The 18,845-nt window shown below is 66.0% G+C and carries 20 protein-coding genes; 5 read left to right on the top strand and 15 right to left on the bottom strand.

The features are described 5' to 3' along the window. Positions 1-2: 2 nt before the first annotated feature. The 11 genes from fliN to DFR24_RS20900 form a co-directional block, all read right to left on the bottom strand. Positions 3-344 (bottom strand): flagellar motor switch protein FliN, encoded by a 342-nt coding sequence (gene fliN, locus DFR24_RS20950; protein WP_133883389.1) that lies wholly within the window; start codon positions 342-344, stop codon positions 3-5. Beyond that, positions 341-1,354, bottom strand: coding sequence for a flagellar motor switch protein FliM (gene fliM / locus DFR24_RS20945; protein WP_133883388.1), 1,014 nt, complete (start codon positions 1,352-1,354; stop codon positions 341-343). The genes fliN and fliM overlap by 4 nt, the downstream gene beginning before the upstream one ends. Before the next feature lie 37 nt (positions 1,355-1,391). Continuing rightward, complete coding sequence (locus DFR24_RS20940) at positions 1,392-1,910, bottom strand: flagellar basal body-associated FliL family protein (RefSeq protein ID WP_210772476.1); 519 nt, start codon at positions 1,908-1,910, stop codon at positions 1,392-1,394. Between the two features lie 291 nt (positions 1,911-2,201). Then, complete coding sequence (gene murI, locus DFR24_RS20935) at positions 2,202-2,966, bottom strand: glutamate racemase (protein WP_133883387.1); 765 nt, start codon at positions 2,964-2,966, stop codon at positions 2,202-2,204. Positions 2,967-2,969: 3 nt separating this feature from the next. Next, on the bottom strand, positions 2,970-4,844 hold the full coding sequence (gene sppA, locus DFR24_RS20930; protein WP_133883386.1) for a signal peptide peptidase SppA: 1,875 nt from the start codon (positions 4,842-4,844) through the stop codon (positions 2,970-2,972). Positions 4,845-4,916: 72 nt separating this feature from the next. After that, a complete protein-coding gene (locus tag DFR24_RS20925) occupies positions 4,917-6,146 on the bottom strand; it encodes a tetratricopeptide repeat protein (protein WP_133883385.1) in 1,230 nt (409 codons plus the stop codon). Between the two features lie 26 nt (positions 6,147-6,172). Beyond that, positions 6,173-6,601, bottom strand: a complete 429-nt coding sequence (locus DFR24_RS20920) for an ExbD/TolR family protein (protein ID WP_210772477.1) — start codon at positions 6,599-6,601, stop codon at positions 6,173-6,175. A gap of 18 nt (positions 6,602-6,619) precedes the next feature. After that, positions 6,620-7,048, bottom strand: coding sequence for an ExbD/TolR family protein (locus tag DFR24_RS20915; protein ID WP_133883384.1), 429 nt, complete (start codon positions 7,046-7,048; stop codon positions 6,620-6,622). A 24-nt stretch (positions 7,049-7,072) separates the two neighbouring features. Then, entirely contained in the window at positions 7,073-7,945 is an 873-nt protein-coding gene (locus DFR24_RS20910; RefSeq protein ID WP_246051740.1) for a MotA/TolQ/ExbB proton channel family protein, read from the bottom strand. An 83-nt stretch (positions 7,946-8,028) separates the two neighbouring features. After that, on the bottom strand, positions 8,029-8,682 hold the full coding sequence (locus DFR24_RS25205) for an energy transducer TonB (RefSeq protein WP_133883383.1): 654 nt from the start codon (positions 8,680-8,682) through the stop codon (positions 8,029-8,031). Between the two features lie 43 nt (positions 8,683-8,725). Further along, a complete protein-coding gene (locus DFR24_RS20900; RefSeq protein WP_133883382.1) occupies positions 8,726-8,923 on the bottom strand; it encodes a hypothetical protein in 198 nt (65 codons plus the stop codon). Between the two features lie 147 nt (positions 8,924-9,070). On the opposite strand from DFR24_RS20900, the gene DFR24_RS20895 reads away from it, so the two are divergent. Then, the gene (locus tag DFR24_RS20895) at positions 9,071-9,781 is read left to right on the top strand and encodes a CoA transferase subunit A (RefSeq protein WP_133883381.1); all 711 of its coding nucleotides are present in this window, start codon (positions 9,071-9,073) and stop codon (positions 9,779-9,781) included. After that, a complete protein-coding gene (locus DFR24_RS20890) occupies positions 9,781-10,422 on the top strand; it encodes a 3-oxoacid CoA-transferase subunit B (RefSeq protein ID WP_133883380.1) in 642 nt (213 codons plus the stop codon). The genes DFR24_RS20895 and DFR24_RS20890 overlap by 1 nt, the downstream gene beginning before the upstream one ends. 83 nt (positions 10,423-10,505) lie before the next feature. Here DFR24_RS20890 and DFR24_RS20885 read toward each other — a convergent pair whose 3' ends face one another. The 3 genes from DFR24_RS20885 to DFR24_RS20875 are packed head-to-tail and all read right to left on the bottom strand — an operon-like array spanning position 10,506 to position 15,279. Further along, a complete protein-coding gene (locus tag DFR24_RS20885) occupies positions 10,506-12,491 on the bottom strand; it encodes an acetyl/propionyl/methylcrotonyl-CoA carboxylase subunit alpha (RefSeq protein WP_133883379.1) in 1,986 nt (661 codons plus the stop codon). A 20-nt stretch (positions 12,492-12,511) separates the two neighbouring features. Beyond that, on the bottom strand, positions 12,512-14,119 hold the full coding sequence (locus DFR24_RS20880) for a carboxyl transferase domain-containing protein (RefSeq protein WP_133883378.1): 1,608 nt from the start codon (positions 14,117-14,119) through the stop codon (positions 12,512-12,514). After that, positions 14,119-15,279, bottom strand: coding sequence for an isovaleryl-CoA dehydrogenase (locus tag DFR24_RS20875; protein ID WP_133883377.1), 1,161 nt, complete (start codon positions 15,277-15,279; stop codon positions 14,119-14,121). Before DFR24_RS20875 ends, DFR24_RS20880 begins: the two co-directional genes overlap by 1 nt. 115 nt (positions 15,280-15,394) lie before the next feature. On the opposite strand from DFR24_RS20875, the gene DFR24_RS20870 reads away from it, so the two are divergent. The 3 genes from DFR24_RS20870 to DFR24_RS20860 all read left to right on the top strand — a co-directional run bounded on the left by DFR24_RS20870 (position 15,395) and on the right by DFR24_RS20860 (position 17,747). Then, positions 15,395-16,057, top strand: a complete 663-nt coding sequence (locus DFR24_RS20870; protein WP_133883376.1) for a TetR/AcrR family transcriptional regulator — start codon at positions 15,395-15,397, stop codon at positions 16,055-16,057. Between the two features lie 134 nt (positions 16,058-16,191). Next, complete coding sequence (locus tag DFR24_RS20865; protein ID WP_133883375.1) at positions 16,192-17,373, top strand: saccharopine dehydrogenase family protein; 1,182 nt, start codon at positions 16,192-16,194, stop codon at positions 17,371-17,373. Further along, positions 17,370-17,747, top strand: a complete 378-nt coding sequence (locus DFR24_RS20860) for a DUF423 domain-containing protein (RefSeq protein ID WP_133883374.1) — start codon at positions 17,370-17,372, stop codon at positions 17,745-17,747. Before DFR24_RS20865 ends, DFR24_RS20860 begins: the two co-directional genes overlap by 4 nt. A gap of 13 nt (positions 17,748-17,760) precedes the next feature. Here the strand turns inward: DFR24_RS20860 and DFR24_RS20855 are convergent, their stop codons facing one another. After that, on the bottom strand, positions 17,761-18,750 hold the full coding sequence (locus tag DFR24_RS20855) for a response regulator (protein WP_133883373.1): 990 nt from the start codon (positions 18,748-18,750) through the stop codon (positions 17,761-17,763). Positions 18,751-18,845 lie beyond the last annotated feature (95 nt).

The raw sequence follows: 18,845 nt of genomic DNA, 5'->3' as shown, positions 1-18,845 counted from the left end.
GATCAGCGCAGCTTCTTGATGCGTTCGGCCGGGCTCACGACGTCCGTGAGCCGCACACCGAAGCGCTCGTTGACGACCACCACTTCGCCGTGCGCGATCAGCGTGCCGTTGGCGTAGACATCCAGCGGCTCGCCGGCGGCGCGCTCGAGTTCCACCACCGAGCCCTGGTTGAGCTGCAGCAGGTTGCGGATGGGAATGCGTGCGCGGCCGACTTCCATCGACAGCGTGACCGCCACGTCGAGGATGACGTCGAGGTTGACGTCGTTGGCGCTCGGCGCCGAGGTGCCGCTGGCGAACTGCTCGAACTGTGCAGGTGCGACGTTGGGTTTGGCTTGTGCGTTCATGCGGGCACTCCGGAAAGGGTTCGGGTCTTGCTCAGCGGCGGACGCCGGATGATTTCGTCGATGCGAATCGCGTTGTGGCCGTTGGCGACGCCGAACTGGCCGCGGTAGACGGGCACGCCTTCGACGCAGAGATCCAGCGCCTTGGGCAAGGTGACGGGGATGATGTCGCCGGCCTTCAGACGCATCAGGTCGCGCAGCGAGATGGTCGCGTTGGCGAGTTCGGTTTCGAGCTCCACTTCGGCGTGCTGGATCTGCTCGCGCAGGCTGATCGGCCAGCGCTCGTCCTTGTCGGTGCGATCCGACTGCAGGCCGGCGTCGAGCAGGTCGCGGATCGGCTCGAGCATCGAGTACGGAAAGGTGATGTGCAGGTGCCCACCGCCGCCTTCGAGCTCGATCATGAACTTGGAGACGCAGACGATCTCGCTCGGGGACACGATGTTCGCGAAGTGCGGGTTCACTTCCGAGTTCAGGAACTCGAAATCCAGCGGCATCACCGGGCCCCAGGCTTCGACCAGATCCTGGAACACCTGGCGCACCATGAGCTGCACGACACGCATCTCGGTGGGCGTGAATTCGCGGCCCTCGATCTTGGTCTTGTTCTTGCCGTCGCCGCCGAAGAAGTTCTCGACGACGGAGAACACCAGGCGCGGCTCGAAGATGAACAGCGCGGTGCCGCGCAGCGGTTTCACGCGCACCAGGTTCAGGCTGGTGGGCACGAACAGAGAGTGCGTGTACTCGCCGAACTTGATCATCTCGATGCCGACCACGGTCAGCTCGGGCTGGCGGCGCAGCATGTTGAAGAGGCCGATGCGGAACAGGCGCGCGAAGCGCTCGTTGACCATCTCGAGCGTCGGCATGCGGCCGCGCACGATGCGGTCCTGCGTGGCGAAGTCGAACGTCCGGGCTTCGCCCGGCGCCGAAGGCGGCGGCTCGACGTCGACTTTTCCGGAATCCACGCCATGCAGCAGCGCGTCGATTTCGTCTTGCGAAAGAAGCTCTGTGGCGCTCATGACGGGCGAGTCCGTGAGAAAGGGAGGGCGAGAACGCTCATTGCATGACGAAGCTGGTGAAGTACAAACCCTCGACGACCGGCTTTCCGGTCTCCGCCTGCAGCACCTTCTGCACTTCGGCCAGCGCGACCTGCTGCAATTTCTCCTTGCCGGCGCGCGTGGCGATGTCCGCCGGCTTCTGTTGACCGAACAGCATCAACAGGCTGTTGCGGATCACCGGGACATGGATCTTGGCGGTGTCGAGCGCGTGGGCATCGCGCGCCATCAATTGCACGTCCACCTGCAGGTAGTGCGCCTCGTCGGCCGATTCGAGATTGACGACGAAGGCCGGGTCCAGTGCCAGGTACGTGGCCGGAGCGGTCGGCGCGCCGTGCGCATCATTCCCGTGCGATTCGGCATTCGCCGCGTCCGCCTTGGACTTGCCGAGCACGAAGTAGGCGGCGCCACCGGCGCCGGCGATCGAGAACAGGGCGACGCCCAGCAGCATGCCGATTCCGAAACGGCCGCCCTTGCTGGCGGCGGCGGGGGAGGATGCGGTGTCTGCTGCGCTCGACATGCGGCGGGTTCCGGGGCGGGACGGGTCTCGCACGAAGGAGTGCAACCCATGTGCCACGGCGCCCGCGCTCGACGAGGGCCGCTTTTCCCCGGGAATTCGTGCGCCTGTCGAAGGCTTGACGCGCGAATCTGACGCCCGGTGCGCCGGTTTCCCGACGCTGTGGCGTCGGGATCGCCTGGGGCCTCGCGCCACGAACGGCGACGGCACCGTAGCCCGGGTGAAACCCGGGATTGCGCTTCGTATTCGAGGGGAATCCCGGGTTTCACCCGGGCTGCGGCGTGCCGCTGATCTTTAAGCCAGCAGGCTCCGGACGATCGGCGCCAACGCGGCCTTGTCGCCGCTGGTCCGCCATTCGAGACCGCCGTCGGCGGCCGAAGGATTGAGCAGTTCTTCGCGCTCGAGCACCCGGCGCGCCTGGCGCGCCACCGCCTCGCCGGTGTCGATCAGCTGCACCTGCGCGCCCGCCACGGCCTGGATCGCATCGCGCAGGAAGGGATAGTGCGTGCAGCCGAGCACGATGACATCGGCGCGCGCGCGGGCCAGCGGCTGGACGTAGCGTTTCACCAGTTCGTCGACGAACGCGCCTTTCAGGTCACCCGCCTCGACGCATTCGACCAGCCCGGGACAAGGCTGCGTGATGACGCGCACGCCGGCGGCGTGCTGCGCCAGCAGCCGATGGAATTTCTCGCCGCCGAGCGCCGCGCCGGTGGCGAGCACGCCGACGACGCCGGTCCTGGTCATCGCACAGGCCGGTTTGACCGCCGGCTCCATGCCGACGAAGGGCACCGGGTAGTTCGCGCGAAGGTGCTCGACCGCGGCGATGGTGGCGGTGTTGCAGGCCACGACGATCATCTTGCAGCCGGCCGCCAGCAGTTCTTCGGTGATGGCGACGGCACGCGCCTGGATCGCCGCGTTGGGCTGCCCGCCGTAGGGGCAGTGCGCGCTGTCGGCGTAATAGATCAGGTCCTCCGCCGGCATCAGCCGGCGAAGGTCACGCAGGACCGAAAGCCCGCCGACACCCGAGTCGAACACACCGACAGGTGCCAGCGACGCCATGCGTCAACGCGTCCGCGGCGCCGAGGGCGTGCACATGCAGTGCGCGTACAGGCCACGCGGATCGTTGAAGCGCGCCAGCCAGCCCGCCGCGTCGGTGCGCTGCAGCGCCTGCAGCACCGGGTGCTGCATCGAGACGCCGCCGAAGCCGAAGCGCGAGCTGATCGAGCCGAAGAACTGGCTCAGCAGCGTGCTCGGGAATTCCGGCGCCGGCGTGATTTCTTCCAGCGTCCAGTCGCCCGCTTCGAGGCCGGCCAGCGTCGCCGCGGCCTCGGTGGCCTGCTCCAGACCGCCGAACGAATCGACGAGGCCCAGGCCCTTGGCGTCCAGTCCGCTCCAGACACGGCCCTGCGCGAAGGATTCGACCTTCGCGACCTCGAGCTTGCGCCCGGCCGCGACGCCACCAACGAAATCGCGATAGCCCTTGTCGACCTCCGACTGGAAGATCGCGGCGACGTCGTCCGACAGCGGCCGGTCGATGCGGAACGCTCCGGCCAGCGGCGTCGTGCCGATGCCGTCGGTGTGCACGCCCAGCTTCTCGAGCGGCTGATCGATCGTGGGGATCAGGCCGAAGATGCCGATCGAGCCGGTGATCGTGGATTCACTGGCCCAGATCTGGTCCGTGTCCATCGCGATCCAGTAGCCGCCGCTTGCGGCGACGGTTCCCATCGAGGCGACCACCGGCTTGCCGGCGGTCTTGAGCTGCTGGATCTCGCGACGAATGATCTCTGACGCCCAGGCGCTGCCGCCGGGCGAATCAATGCGCAGCACCACGGCGGCTACGTCGTCGTCGCGGCGCGCTTCTTCGAGCAGTTCGGCGATGGTGTCGCCACCGGCCTGCCCGGCTTCGCCGACGCCGTCGACGATCTCGCCCTGCACGACGATCAGCGCGATCTGGTTGCCGGTGGTGTCGGGTTTGGGCTTGGCCCGGTTGCCGGCGTGCTTCACCGCGCGCAGATATTCGCTGTAGTGGATCTGGCGGAAGCTGCCGTGATCCTCATCGATACCCACGATGGCCCCTACCCGCTGGCGAAACTGCTGCAACGTCTCGATGTGCGTGATCAGCCCGGCGTCCTTCGCATAGGCCGCGCCGTCGCCGCGGAATTTCTCGATGCCGGCGCGGAAGCCCGACACGTAGTTCTGCGCGGCGTCGTCCTTGATCTTGCGGCCCTGGGCGACGTGCTTGCCGTAGTTCGACCACAGATCGCCCAGCCATTCCTGGTTGGCGCGCTCGGCTTCGGGCGACATGTCGTTGCGGATGAAGGGCTCCACGGCGGCCTTGAACTCGCCGACGCGAAAAACATTGATCTTGATGCCGAGCTTGTCGAGCGCGTCCTTGAAGTAGTTCTGGTAGACGCTGAAACCCTCGATCAGCACCGAACCGTTCGGATCCACCGAGACGTCATCGGCTGCCGCGGCCGCCAGATAACCGATCTGGTCGTACGACGGTCCGTAGGCGTGGATGGTCTTCCCGGCGGCCTGGAACTTGTGCATCGCCGCGACCAGCTCGTCGATCTGCGCCATGCCGGCGCTGGTCAGCGTGTCGAGCTTGAGAACGGCGGTGGTGATGCGCTTGTCGTCGGCCGCGGCCTCGAGTGCATCGACCAGATCGCGCAGTCGCGTCTGCGACGGCGGCTCGCGCATGACGCGCTCGACGAAGGCGCGTTCGTTGTCGAGCTGGTCCACGACCTGGCCTTCCGGCCAGATCACCAGCGCGACATTGTCTTCGACGGTGGGCGTCGGCCCACCCTTGAACACGGTCCAGAGCAGGACGGCGAACATCACGACGCTGAGGATGATCAGCGCACGATAGATCGTGATGACCGTACCCCAGAGGAAATCAAAAGCCCGGCGGATCAGGGATTTTTTCGGTTCGGACATGTTGGAGGACGTGAAAAACCGCTACGCGCCGAGTATGTCACGCCACCCGGACCCGACTGCCTTCCGGTGCGCTCATCCCTGACCGGCGAGGATGCTCCACAGCTGCGCCAGGTCGGCTGCCCCGTCCGTACCCTTGACGTCCTTGAGCGCATCGCGCGCCTTGGATTTCTGGCCCGCCAGGTAATAGGCGTAGCCGAGCTGCAGCCTGGACTGGTCCGGAAACTTGAGCTGCCCCTTCTTGAGGCCCTGCTCGATCATCGGCAGGCCCTTGGCGCTGTCGCCGTAGGTGACGTAGGCCATGCCGGTCTTCACCAGCGGGTCGCCGGTGGCGGCCGCGTTGATGTCGGCATCGGCGGAGGCGATCGTCGCGCGATCCTCCTTGGCCTTCTGCTCGACCAGCGTGCGCAGGCGGTTCTGGCGCTCGGTCTCCGCCGCCGTGCCGGTGCCCAGAAGCTTCTTCTCGTAGCCTTCATCGAGCAGCGACTTCGCCTCGCCGTGCAGCTTCGCCAGGCTGGCGAGCTGCGCGGCCTGCATGTAGTCGTCGGCCTTGGTCATGTTGCCGGTGGCACGCAGCAATCGGTACATGTCGAGTTCGAGATTGCGCGAGAAGCCCGGCTTGGCCGCGGCACGACGGATGGCGTCGTTCCAGTACTCCCGCGACGGGTGATAGCGCACCATCTTTTCCATCGTCTGCGCATAGCCGGCCGCGTCTTCGTTCTTGGCCTGTGCGCTGATCAGCAGCTTCAGGTCGTCCTCGGTCGGCTTGCCGCCCGCCTTCTCGGTGGCGGCGATCAGCCTGGACGCTTCTTCGGTGGCCTTCTTGTAGTTGCCGGCGAAGTAATAGGCCTGCGCCAGGTAACCCAGCGTCTCCGGGCGCTTGCCGCCCGCGTCGCGATAAGCCTCGGTCCACTCGATGGCCTTGGGATAGTTGCGCGCGCGCAGGTAGGTCCCGGCCACCGCCTCGGTGATCCGCAACTGGTCTTCCGGCGGCAGGCGCTTGGCCGCCAGCACCTTCTCGAAGGCTGCCGCAGAGCCCGCCGCGTCGCCGGCGCCCGCCAGCGCGGTGCCGCGCATCTGCGCGACGATGAAGCTCTCGTAGGGCGTCAGCCCGCCGACCGCCTCGGCCTGCTCGATCGGCTTGATGGCCTCCTTGAATTTCTTCGCCTGCACCAGCTTCTGCGCCTGTTGCAGCGGCGTGGCGACTTCGGGCCGCAGGCTGTCGGCCGCCATCGCGGGAACGGAAGCGAGGATCGCGCCCAGACCGAGCGCGAGAAGAAGGAAGCGGATCGAACGCAGCAGCATGAGGATCGGATTTCCGGTGTTCGGGGTCAGCCGCCGCCGCCGACCAGGCCGATGTTGGTGATGCCCAGCTTCTGCGCCGTGGCCATCACGCCGGCGACGTGCTTGTAGGCGACCAGCCGGTTGGGGCGGATGTGGAATTCGGGCTGCGGCACTTCGTGCGCGGCGATTTCGAAGCGCGCCGCAAGGCCGGCGCGGTCCGGCACGATGTCGGTGTCCCAGTACACGGTGCCGTCGAAGTCGACTTCGATGTTCACCACCGGCGGCGGATCGGGCGGCAGCTGGTTCTGCTGGTTCACCGGCAGGTCGAGCTTCACGGCGTGCGTCTGCACCGGGATCGTGATGATCAGCATGATCAGCAGCACCAGCATCACGTCGATCAGCGGCGTGGTGTTGATGTCCACCATCTCCTGCGGATCGCCGTCACCGCTGCCGCTGCCACCTACGTTCATTCCCATGATGAGGTTCTCCGGGACTTATCCGCGCGGCGCGGGTTCGGTGATGAAGCCGACTTTCTGGATCGCAGCGCGCTGGCAGGCCTCGACGACCTTGTTCACGTTCTCGTAGCGCGTTTCCTGGTCGCCGCGAATGTGCACCTCGGGCTGCGGAACCTGGCGCGCGACTTCGTAGAGCTTGTTGCGCAGCGCGTCCTCGTCGGCCACCGGCTGGTTGTTCCAGAACAGGTTGCCCTCGACGTCCACGGCGATCGTGATGTTCTCGGGCTTGGTCTGCAGCGGCTGGTTCTCCTCGGCCGGCAGCTTCACCGGGATGTTCTTGGTCACGACCGGGATCGTGATCAGGAAGATGATCAGCAGCACCAGCATCACGTCGACCAGCGGCGTGGTGTTGATGGACGCGTTGAGTTCTTCCTCGCCGTCGTCGCTGGAACCGATCTGCATGGCCATGGCGTGCTCCGCGAACGCGCAGCCTTACTTCTTGTCGCCGACGCGCGCGCCGGAGAGCAGCACGCTGTGCAGGTCGGAAGCGAAGGCGCGAACGCCGTCCATCGCGTTCTTGTTACGGCGCACGAGCCAGTTGTAGCCGAGCACCGCAGGCACTGCGACCGCCAGACCAATGGCCGTCATGATCAGCGCCTCACCGACCGGGCCGGCGACCTTGTCGATCGAGGCCTGGCCGGAGATGCCGATCTGCGTCAGCGCGTGGTAGATGCCCCAGACCGTGCCGAACAGGCCCACGAACGGCGCCGTCGAACCCACGGTGGCCAGCACGGCGAGTCCGCCGGTGAGGCTGCTCTGCACCGTGTCGACAGCGCGGTTGACCGACATCGTGATCCACGTCGAGCGGTCGATCTGCTCGACCATCGTGCCCTCGTGATGAGCGTCAGCGCTCACACCGCGCTCCGAGATGTACCAGAACGGCCCGCCCGTCTTGAGCTTTGCCATGCCGGTGGCGACCGACGGCGACGACCAGAAGGTGCGGCTCACTTCGCGCGCTTCCGAGAACAGCTTCTGCTGTTCGATCAGCTTGACCACGAGGATGTACCAGGTGGCGGCCGACATGATCACCAGGATCAGCAGCGTGCCCTTCGAGACGAAGTCTCCCTGCTGCCACAGCGCGTCCAGCCCGTAGGGGTTGGCCACTGCAACCGTCTCTGCCGCAGCTGCTGCGCCTGGCGCCGGTGTTGCCGGCGCCTCGGGGATGGCCGGGATCGCGGGCGGCTCGGGGGGAGCCGTGTCCTGCGCCTGCCCGATCGCGGAGAACATGAGCAGCGCGAGGAGCACGGCCGTGCCCGTCCAGCGAGTGAGGGCAACCGGGAATTGCATCGGGAAAGCGAACGGCATGGCGTACTTCTCCTGAACGACGTGACGCGGACGGCTGGATCGAAGACAGGGACGATTCGGGCGGGCGGCGCTGCGAGCTCCGATCACTCGTCCTCCAGACTCCACTTGTAGTTGATGCGGAACCAGGTGGGCTCGGGCTTTCCGTCGACGGTGCCCACGGTGAACTTGCAGGTGCTGAATGCGCGGATCGCGGCCTCGTCGAGTCGCGGATAACCGCTGGACTTCTCGACACCCGACTCGGCGACCTTGCCGTTGACCCCGATCAGCAGGCGGATGCGGCTCGTGCCCTGCTCTTCGAGGCGCTGCGACGCGGCCGGATAGTTCGGCTTGCGGCAACCACGCGGACTGCCGTCGTAGTCGATCTTCGGCGCGACCCGCACCGCCTCTCGCGCAGGCATCGGCGGCGCCGGGGGTGGCGGCGGTGCTTCGGGCTTGACCACGGTGACCTGCGTGATCGTCTTGGGCGGCTCGGGGGGCGGCGCGATGACGATGTCCGGCGGCGGAATGTACGGCAGCGGCGGCGGCTCGAATTCGGGCACCGGCGGCGGCGGCTCCTCCATCTTCGGCTTCACGTCCTCGATGATCTTGGTTTCGATCGGTTCGGGCAGCAGCGCGATGGCCTTGCGCGCCAGGCCGTTCATCAAACCCCAGACGAGCAGGACGTGAAACCCTACGACGAAGACCAGCCCGATCAGCCGGTTCTGGTTGTCCGCTCGGCCGTCTGCAGTGAAATTCATGCGGTAAATCGTCTGCGTGGGAGCGGGGCCGGAGGGGCGCTCCTTAAAGCTTGAAGGGCAATTGTCCATCGCGGAACGAAACGCCGCAATCCGCGATCAGCAATCCTCTGGTCTTATTCACTTCCCGGAACGACGCACGAAAGAGGCCATCCGTCACCACCCGCGAGACCCGCGGGCACTCACCGATTGATGCCGCGGCCCATACGGGCGAGCATTCGCGCGCACCGTCATCCTCTTTCATGATTACGCTCCGCTGCCTTGCGCTCGCGTGAACAACAGAAGACGCGATGCGGCGAAGCGACACGGTAGTTGTGTACCATACTAATTTCGCGAAGACGGCGGATTCGTCGACGCGGGAATGTTCGTTCTGCAGCCCCTGGAGGCTTTCGTGACATCCAAGATCTACCCCGACGCCGCAAGCGCGCTCAAGGGTCTGACCCGCGACGGAATGACCGTCATGGCCGGTGGTTTCGGCCTGTGTGGCATCCCGGAGAACCTGATCGTCGCGCTGCGCGACTCGGGCGCCAAGGACCTCACCGTCATCGGCAACAATGTGGGTTGCGACGAGCACGGCATGTGGCTGGTGCTGGCCAACAACCAGATCAAGAAAGTGCTCGCGTCGTACGTGGGCGAGAACAAGATCCTCGAATCGCGCTACATGAAGGGCGAGATCGAGGTGGAGTTCAATCCGCAGGGCACGCTCGCCGAGCGCATCCGCGCCGGCGGCGCCGGCATCCCCGCGTTCTACACACGCACCGGTTACGGCACCAAGGTCGCGGAAGGAAAGGAGACCCGCCAGTTCAACGGCGAGTGGTACGTGATGGAGACGGGCCTGACCGCCGATGTCGCGCTGGTGAAGGCCTGGAAGGGCGACGCCGCCGGCAACCTCATCTACAGAAAGACCGCGCGCAACTTCAACCCGATGATCGCCACGGCCGGCAAGGTGACGATCGCCGAGGTCGAGGAGCTGGTTCCGGTGGGCGCGCTGCCGCCCGACCAGATCCACACGCCGGGCATCTTCGTGAAACGGATCATCCAGGGTAAGGACTACGTGAAACACATCGAGCGACGGACGACGCGTCCGCGGGGGAGCAAGTAATGGCCTGGAACCGTGACCAGATGGCGGCCCGTGCGGCCAAGGAGCTGCGCGACGGCTTCTACGTGAACCTGGGCATCGGCATTCCGACCCTGGTGGCAAACATGATCCCGGAGGGCATGGAGGTCACGCTGCAGTCCGAGAACGGCATGCTCGGCATGGGCGCCTTTCCGTACGAGGGCGAGGAAGATGCGGACCTGATCAACGCCGGCAAGCAGACCATCACCGAGCTGCCCAAGTCCGTCTACTTCTCGAGCGCGGATTCGTTCGGAATGATCCGCGGCGGGCACATCAACCTGTCGATCCTGGGCGGCATGCAGGTCTCCGAGAAAGGTGACCTGGCGAACTGGATGGTGCCCGGCAAGATGATCAAGGGCATGGGCGGCGCGATGGATCTGGTCGCCGGCGTGCCCAAGGTCGTCGTGGTCATGGACCACTGCGAGAAGGGCGGCGACTCGAAGTTCAAGAAGGACTGCTCGCTGCCGCTCACCGGCAAGGGCGTGGTCGACCTGCTGATCACCGAGCTGGGCGTGTTCGAGATCGATCGCAAGGGATCGGGCGCCAAGCTGATCGAACTCGCCGAGGGCGTGACGCTCGACGAGATCAAGGCCAAAACGGAAGCGAACTTCACCGTCGCGCTCTGACGGCCTCAACCCGTAGCCCGGACGAAGTCCGGGGTTGCGTTCGCAATTCAAAGCGCAGCCCCGGACTTCGTCCGGGCTACGTATTACGCGGGGGCCTTCTCGAACTCGACGAGTTCCGCGCCCTCGGGCACCTGGTCACCGATCGCGAAGCGGAACGCCTTCAGCGTTCCGTTCGCCGGAGCCACGATCGTGTGCTCCATCTTCATCGCTTCCATCACCAGCAGCGGCGCGCCCTTCTCGATGTCGGCGCCAGGGTTGGCGATCAGCGCGATGATCTTGCCGGACATCGGCGCCACCAGTCCGCCGCCTTCTTCCTGGTCCTCGCCCGCGTGCAGCAGCGGATCGATCTTCTGGATCGCGTGGCGACGTCCGCCCGAGAACACGTAGAGCGTCTCGCCCTGCGCCACGACGTGCGCGTCGAGCTTCGCATCGCCCCAGGCGAGTCGCACGGTCCCGTCGGGACGCGTGCTGCCGACGGCGGGACGTGAATCGATGCGCAGGCTGCCACGCGATCCCTGCTCGATCACCGTTTCCACCTGTTGCTCGCCACTCTTGAATGCGAGCGTGCGCGTCAACGCACCGTTGAGGCGCCAGCCATCGGCGACGCTCCACGGCGAGTGCGGTTCGACCGTGAAGGCGGACCGCGTCGCGCGCTCCGCTTCCACCGAGGCGAACGCGGCGAGCGCGAAGACTTCCGCCGCCACCGGCTGTGCTTCCGGAATCAGCGTGGCGCGTTCGCGTTCGATCAGCCCCGTGTCGACCTGTCCGCTGCGGAACGAATCGCATCCGACCAGCCGACCGAGGAATTCCACGTTGTTGCCGACGCCGACCACGCGAAACTCGGACAGCGCCTTGAGCATGCGATCGCAGGCGCGCTCACGCGTCTCGTCCCAGACGATCAGCTTGGCCAGCATCGGATCGTAGTGCGGGCTGACGACGTCGCCCTGCTCCACACCGGTGTCGATGCGCACGTTCGCCGACGCCGCCGGCGGCGCGAAATGCGCGAGCGTGCCGATCGACGGCAGGAAGCCCTTCTCCGGCTCCTCGGCGTAGACACGCACTTCGATCGAGTGCCCGCGCAGCGGAACCTGATCCTGCTGCAGCGGCAACGGCGCACCGCCGGCCACGCGCAACTGCCACTCGACGAGATCCAGCCCCGTGATCATCTCGGTGACCGGATGCTCGACCTGCAGGCGCGTGTTCATCTCCATGAAGAAGAACGTGCCGTCCTGGTCGGCGATGAATTCCACGGTGCCCGCGCCGACATAGCCGACCGCGCGCGCCGCATCGCAGGCCGCCTTGCCCATCGCCGCGCGACGCTCCGGCGTCATGCCGGGCGCCGGCGCTTCCTCGACGACTTTCTGGTGACGTCGCTGCGCCGAGCAGTCGCGCTCGTGCAGGCTGATGACGTTGCCCTGGCTGTCGCCGAACACCTGGATCTCGATATGTCGCGGCCGCTGCAGGTACTTCTCGACCAGCACCTTGTCGTCGCCGAAGCTCGAGCGCGCCTCGCGCTGGCACGAGGCGAGGCCGGCGGCGAAGTCGGCCGACTTCTCGACCACGCGCATGCCCTTGCCGCCACCACCCGCCGAGGCCTTGATCAGCACCGGGTAGCCGATGCGATCCGCCTGCTGGTTCAGGAACGCCGGATCCTGGTTGTCGCCGTGATAACCCGGCACCAGCGGAACCTTGGCTTGCTCCATCAGCGCCTTGGCCGCCGACTTCGAACCCATCGCACGGATCGCCTCGACCGGCGGCCCGATGAACACGATGCCCGCTTCCGCGCAGGCGTTGGCGAAGCCTTCGTTCTCCGACAGGAAGCCGTAGCCCGGATGCACCGCCTGCGCACCGCTCGCCATCGCGACCTCGAGGATCTTGTCGCTACGCAGATAGCTTTCACGCGAGGGTGCGGGTCCCACACACCAGGCCTCGTCGGCCATCCGCACATGGCGTGCACCGGCGTCGGCTTCCGAATAAACCGCGACGGTGCGGATGCCGAGCTTGCGGCAGGTGTTGATGACGCGGCAGGCAATCTCGCCGCGGTTCGCTATCAGGATTTTCGTGAACATGGTCTGGTTCTCCGGCCGCATCACATGCGGAACACGCCGAAGCGCGTTTCCTTCACGGGCGCGTTGAGCGCGGCGGCAAGGCCGAGGGCGAGCGTGCGACGTGCCTGCGCCGGATCCAGGATGCCGTCATCCCAGATGCGCGCGGTGGCGAAGTACGGACTCGACTGGTGCTCGAACTGTTTCAAGGTCGGGGCCTTGAACGCCGCTTCCTCGTCCTTGCTCCAGCTCTTCCCCGAGGCCTCGATGCCATCGCGCTTGACGGTGGCGAGCACGCTCGCGGCCTGCTCGCCGCCCATCACGGAGATGCGCGCGTTCGGCCACGTCCACAGGAAGCGCGGCGAGTACGCCCGTCCGCACATGCCGTAGTTGCCGGCACCGAACGAGCCGCCGATCAGCATCGTGAACTTCGGAACACCGACGGTTGCGACCGCCGTCACCAGCTTGGCGCCATCGCGCGCGATGCCGCTGTTCTCGTATTTCTTGCCGACCATGAAGCCGCTGATGTTCTGCAGGAACAGCAGCGGAATCTTGCGCTGGCCGCAGAGCTCTATGAAATGCGCGCCCTTCAGCGACGACTCCGAATACAGGATGCCGTTGTTGGCGACGATGCCGATCGGGTAACCGTGGACGTGCGCGAAACCGGTGATCAGCGTCGAGCCGTAGCGCGTCTTGAACTCGTCGAGCCGCGAGCCGTCGACCATGCGGGCGATGACCTCGCGCACGTCGTAGGGCTTGCGCGTGTCGGCCGGAATGACGCCGTAGAGCTCCTCGGGATCGTAGAGCGGATCTTCGGGCGGCAGCATCGCGACATTCGGTGACTTCACCGAATTCAGATTGCCGACGATGCGGCGGACCATCGACAGCGCGTGATGATCGTTCTCGGCGAAATAGTCGGCCACGCCCGAGATGCGCGTGTGCACGTCGGCGCCACCGAGTTCCTCGGCGGTCACGACTTCGCCGATGGCGGCCTTCACCAGCGGCGGGCCCCCGAGGAAGATCGTGCCCTGCTCCTTGACGATGACGGTCTCGTCCGACATCGCCGGCATGTACGCGCCGCCGGCCGTGCACGAACCCATCACGCAGGCGATCTGCGGAATCCCCTGCGACGACAGGTTGGCCTGGTTGTAGAAGATGCGACCGAAATGCTCACGATCCGGAAACACGTCGTCCTGCAGCGGCAGGAACGCACCGCCCGAGTCCACGAGGTAGACGCAGGGCAGATTGTTCTCGCGCGCGATCTCCTGCGCACGAAGATGCTTCTTGACCGTCATCGGGTAGTAGGTGCCGCCCTTGACCGTCGCGTCGTTCGCGATCACCAGGCATTCGCGACCGCGGATGCGGCCGATGCCGGTCACCATGCTGGCCGCCGGCACTTCGTCGCCGTACATGCCGTTCGCCGCCAGCGGCGAGAGCTCCAGGAACGGCGAGCCCGGATCTAGCAACGTGTTGACGCGATCTCGCGCCAGCAGCTTGCCGCGCCCGATGTGCTTCTGCCGCGCAGCCTCGGAGCCGCCCTGGGCGACCTTCGCGGTACGCGCACGCAGATCTTCGACCAGCCCCGCCATCAAGGCGTGGTTGGCCGCGTACTCGGGCGAGCGCGTATTGAGCTTGGATTTTATCGCGGTCATCAGATGGTCTCGCTGAACAGTTCGCGGCCGATCAGCATGCGCCGGATTTCGGAGGTTCCTGCACCGATCTCGTACAGCTTGGCGTCGCGCCACAAGCGCCCGGTCGCGTATTCGTTGATATAGCCGTTGCCACCCAGCGCCTGGATCGCCTGACCCGCCATCCACGTCGCTTTCTCTGCGGAGTACAGGATCGCGCCGGCGGAATCCTTGCGCGTGGTCTCGCCACGATCGCAGGACTTGGCGACGGCATAGACGTAGGCGCGGCAGACCGACAGGCCCACGTACATGTCGGCGAGCTTTCCCTGCATCAGCTGGAACTGCCCGATACTCTGGCCGAACTGCTTGCGCTCGTGCACATAAGGGACGACGACATCGAGGCAGGCCTGCATCAGACCGAGCGGCCCGCCGGAGAGCACGACGCGCTCGAAGTCGAGACCCGACATCAGCACGTTGACGCCCTTGCCCTCGGATCCGAGCACGTTCTCTACGGGGACTTCGCAATCCTGGAACACCAGCTCGCAGGTGTTGGAGCCGCGCATGCCGAGCTTGTCCAGCTTCTGTGCGGTTGAGAATCCCTTGAAGCCCTTCTCGATGATGAAGGCGGTGATGCCTCGCGGCCCGGCGCCGGTATCGCTCTTGGCGTAGACGATCAGCGTGTCGGCATCGGGACCGTTGGTGATCCACATCTTGTTGCCGTTGAGCACGTAGCGATCGCCATGGCGGTCGGCACGCAGTTTCATGCTGACCACGTCCGACCCGGCGCCCGGCTCCGACATGGCGAGCGCGCCCACGTGATCTCCCGAGACCAGCTTGGGCAAGTACTTCTTCTTCTGCGCCTCGGTGCCGTTCTTGCGCAGCTGGTTCACGCACAGATTCGAGTGGGCGCCGTAGGAAAGCCCGATCGAGCCGGAAGCGCGGGAGATTTCTTCCATCGCCACGACGTGTGCGAGGTAACCCATGTTGGTGCCGCCGTATTCCTCCTCGACCGTCAGACCGAGTACACCCAGATCGCCGAGCTTCTTCCAGATCGGCATCGGGAACTTGTTGCTGTGATCGACCTCGGCGGCGATCGGTGCGATCTCCTTGAGCGAGAACTGCATGACCGCCTCGCGCAACGAGTCGATGTCGCTTCCGAGGTCGAAATTCAGGCTGGAATTCATGGTGGCCGGGTCCTCGCGAATCGGGATGGGATGGGATGGGATGGCGGATGGTCAGTCTAGACCTGTCCGCAATAAAAGTGAATCTACATTCATTTCGTGATGTATCATTCACACCATGCGATACAAGCGCTCCCCCCTGATGGAAGAACGCTTGGCGGACAACCGCCAGCGCATCCTCGTGTCCGCCCGCAAGCTCGTCGCGGAAGGCGGGTTCCGGGCGGCGCAGATCGCGGCCGTGGCGGCCGACGCCGGCCTCTCCACCGGCTCGATCTATCGCTACTTCCCGTCGAAGGCGGACCTGTTCGTCGAGGTGCTCGGCGAGGCGGTCAAGCACGAGATCGAGATCCTGCGCACCATCGCGAAGTCGGAAGGGACCGCCGCCGACCGCCTGCGTCGCGCGGTCGAGTCGTTCGCACGCCGTGCCTTCGAAGGCCCCTTCCTCGCCTACGCCTTCATCGCCGAACCCGCCGAGGCCGAGGTCGACATCGCCCGCATCCGCGCGCGCCGCGAGTTCGGCAACGTGTTCAAGTCGATCCTCAAGGACGGCATCGCCTCGGGCGAATTCCCGGCACAGGACGGCGACGTGGCATCGGCATGCATCGTCGGCGCCTTCACCGAGGCGCTGATCGGGCCGATCGGGCCGACCCATCGCGGCGAGCGGCATCGCGAACAGGTCATCGCGACGATCAGCCTGTTCTGCCTGCGCGCAGTGGTGGGACCCGCCGTGTTGGCGCCGCGTGCCGGCGCTCGCAGTCCCCGACGCCGCAATACCGCCTGAATTTGCGTACCTGCGGGTCGCCTCCCGCACCGGACGGCCTGTCGCGGCAGCGCTGGAGCCCCCGGAAGCCTGTGAGACACTGACCCGCATTCGCGCGGCGCCGGCCGCGCGTCCGGCAAGATTCCAGGGGACACATGGGGACGAAGCGCAAATACGACATCGTGGTGTTCGGCGCGACCGGCTTCACCGGCCAGCTGACGGCGCAATACCTTGCGTCGCACGGCGGCGACAAGCTGCGCTGGGCACTGGCGGGGCGCAATCTGGCGAAACTCGAGGAGGTTCGCGCGGGCCTTGCCGAACTGAACCCGGCCTGCGCGGATCTCGCGCTGTTGCAGGCGGACGTCGCGGATCCCCCCTCGCTGGAAGCGGTGGCGAGCGCCGCGAAGGTCGTCATCACCACCGTCGGCCCCTATATCCGCTACGGAGAGCCGCTGGTGGCGGCCTGCGCCGAGGCCGGCACCGATTACGTCGACCTCACCGGCGAACCGGAATTCGTCGATCGCATGTGGCTGGCGTATCACGACAAGGCCAAGGCCAGCGGTGCGCGCATCGTCAATGCCTGCGGCTTCGATTCGATCCCGCACGACCTGGGCGCCTATTTCACGGTGCAGCAGTTGCCCGACGACGTGCCGCTGACCGTCGAGGGATTCGTGAAGGCCGGCGGCGAGATATCGGGCGGCACCTGGCACTCGGCGATCTCCGCGTTCTCGCGGCTGCGCGAATACTCAAAGGTGGCCAGGGAACGTCGTTCGCGTGAAGGATGGCCGGTGGATCGCAAGATCGGTTCGACCCGGCAGACCATCCGCTTCGAGAAATCCCTGAACGCCTGGGTCGTGCCCTTCCCGAGCATCGACCCGCAGATGGTGCGACGGTCGGCAGCTGCGGACGACCGCTATGGACCGTCTTTCCGGTACGGGCATTACATCCAGGTGAAGAAACTCTCGACCGTCGCGGGCCTAGTGGGTGGCGCAGGCGTGGCCGTGCTCGGCGCGCAGTTCAAGCCGACCCGCGATCGCCTGCTGAAATTCCGTGATCCGGGCCAAGGTCCGAGCGCCGAGAAGCGCGCCAAGGCCTGGTTCCGCGTGCGCTTCATCGGTCGCGGTGGCGGGCAGCACGTCGTCACCGAAGTCACCGGCGGTGATCCCGGCTACGGCGAGACCTCGAAGATGCTCGCCGAGTCCGCGCTGTGCCTGGCCAAGGATCGCCTGCCCAAGCGCGCCGGCGTTCTGACGCCCGCCAATGCGATGGGCAACAAACTGATCGAGCGTCTGCGCAAGGCAGGCATCGGCTTCAATGTCGTGGAGACATCTCGATGAACGCCTTGGCTTCCGCTTCCATCGGCATCGGTGCGATTCTGGGATTCGTCGCCGTCACGTTCGGCGCGTTCGGCGCGCATGCGTTGCGCAGCCGCCTGTCACCGGAGATGTTGGCGATCTGGAAGACGGCCAACGAGTACCACTTCTACCACGCGCTCGCCCTGGTCCTCGTCGGCGTCTGCGCCCGCCACGCGAAGATGCCCGGCCTCGACATTGCCGCCGGCTGCTTCCTCGCGGGCGTGATCGTCTTCAGCGGAAGTCTCTACGTGCTCGCGCTGACGGAAACGCGCTGGCTCGGTGCGATCACGCCGATCGGCGGATTGCTGTTCCTGGCCGGTTGGGCCTGGTTCGCCTGGGCCGCGATGCGCGCCTGAGAAGGCGCGCGATTCAGCGGCGCCCGACGGCGCCGAGGATGGCGTCAGCGAGCTGGTCGGAGATACGCAACGCCGCCGCCATCACCGTGCGCTCGGCCACGACCTGCGCCTCTTCGGCCGCAGCCTGCCGTGCCGACTGGACAATCTCCGTCACGCGATCCGCATGGAGCTGGAGTGTGGCGTCGACATGCGTGCGCATCGCGGTCAACTGCGAAAAAAGCTCCCGCTCGATGCCTTCGATGCGGGACGTCATCAGACGCAGCGCCTGATTCGTCTCGTCGATTCCGTTTCGAAACTCGGTGCGCAGTTCGGTTCGCGCCGATTGCGTCTGCTCCGCGAGCCGGGTCTGCTCGGCCAGCTTCGTTTGCTGGCTCGCCAGATGCGCCACGGTCGCCTTGATCTCGGCGAACTGGACGAACAGGCCCTGCGAGACCCTCTTCATCCGCGACTCGAGTTGCTCGCGGATCGCATCTTCACTCGTGCCCGCCATCCCCGTGCCGGGGGGACTCGCAGCCACGGCTCCATTCGGGGTCGGCACGGACGCCGGTCGTGCAGCAACCGGGAACCGCGGAACGTTCGGCGGCGCCGTCAGCAACGGGGCCGGCGCCGACGCCTGTGCGGCCGAAGGGATCTCACCGCGCTCCAGATCGTCGAGGATCCGGTACAACTGTTCGGGATTGGGCGGCTTCTGCAGTACGCAATTGGCGCCCGCGGCGCGCGCCATCTCGTTGAATTCCGGGCCTTCGTTCGAGGAGCAGATCACCACCGGAATGCGGGCAGTGTCCACGTTCGCACGAAGATTCCTGAGGACGGTGAAGCCGTCGACGCCGGGCATCACGTGGTCCAGAAAGATCACGCCGGGTTTGCTGCCCTCCAGGAAGCGCATCGCGTCATCTGCGCTTTCGACCGCCTCGACCTGATACCGATAGCCTTCGAGGTACCGACGCAGCGCGAACCGCGCTGATTTCGAGTCGTCGATCACCAACGCGCTTCGGCCAATCATGGAGAGCTGTTTGGAGGCAGTTGGACGAGCGGCAATCTAGCATCGGCCTCGGAGCTTGAACATCGCGCTGAAGAGGGAAAATCGCGCCGTCCGGC

Source organism: Panacagrimonas perspica, assembly GCF_004364935.1.
In the GTDB taxonomy this organism is placed as follows: domain Bacteria; phylum Pseudomonadota; class Gammaproteobacteria; order Nevskiales; family Nevskiaceae; genus Panacagrimonas; species Panacagrimonas perspica.
This window is presented reverse-complemented; position numbering and strand designations above follow the sequence as displayed.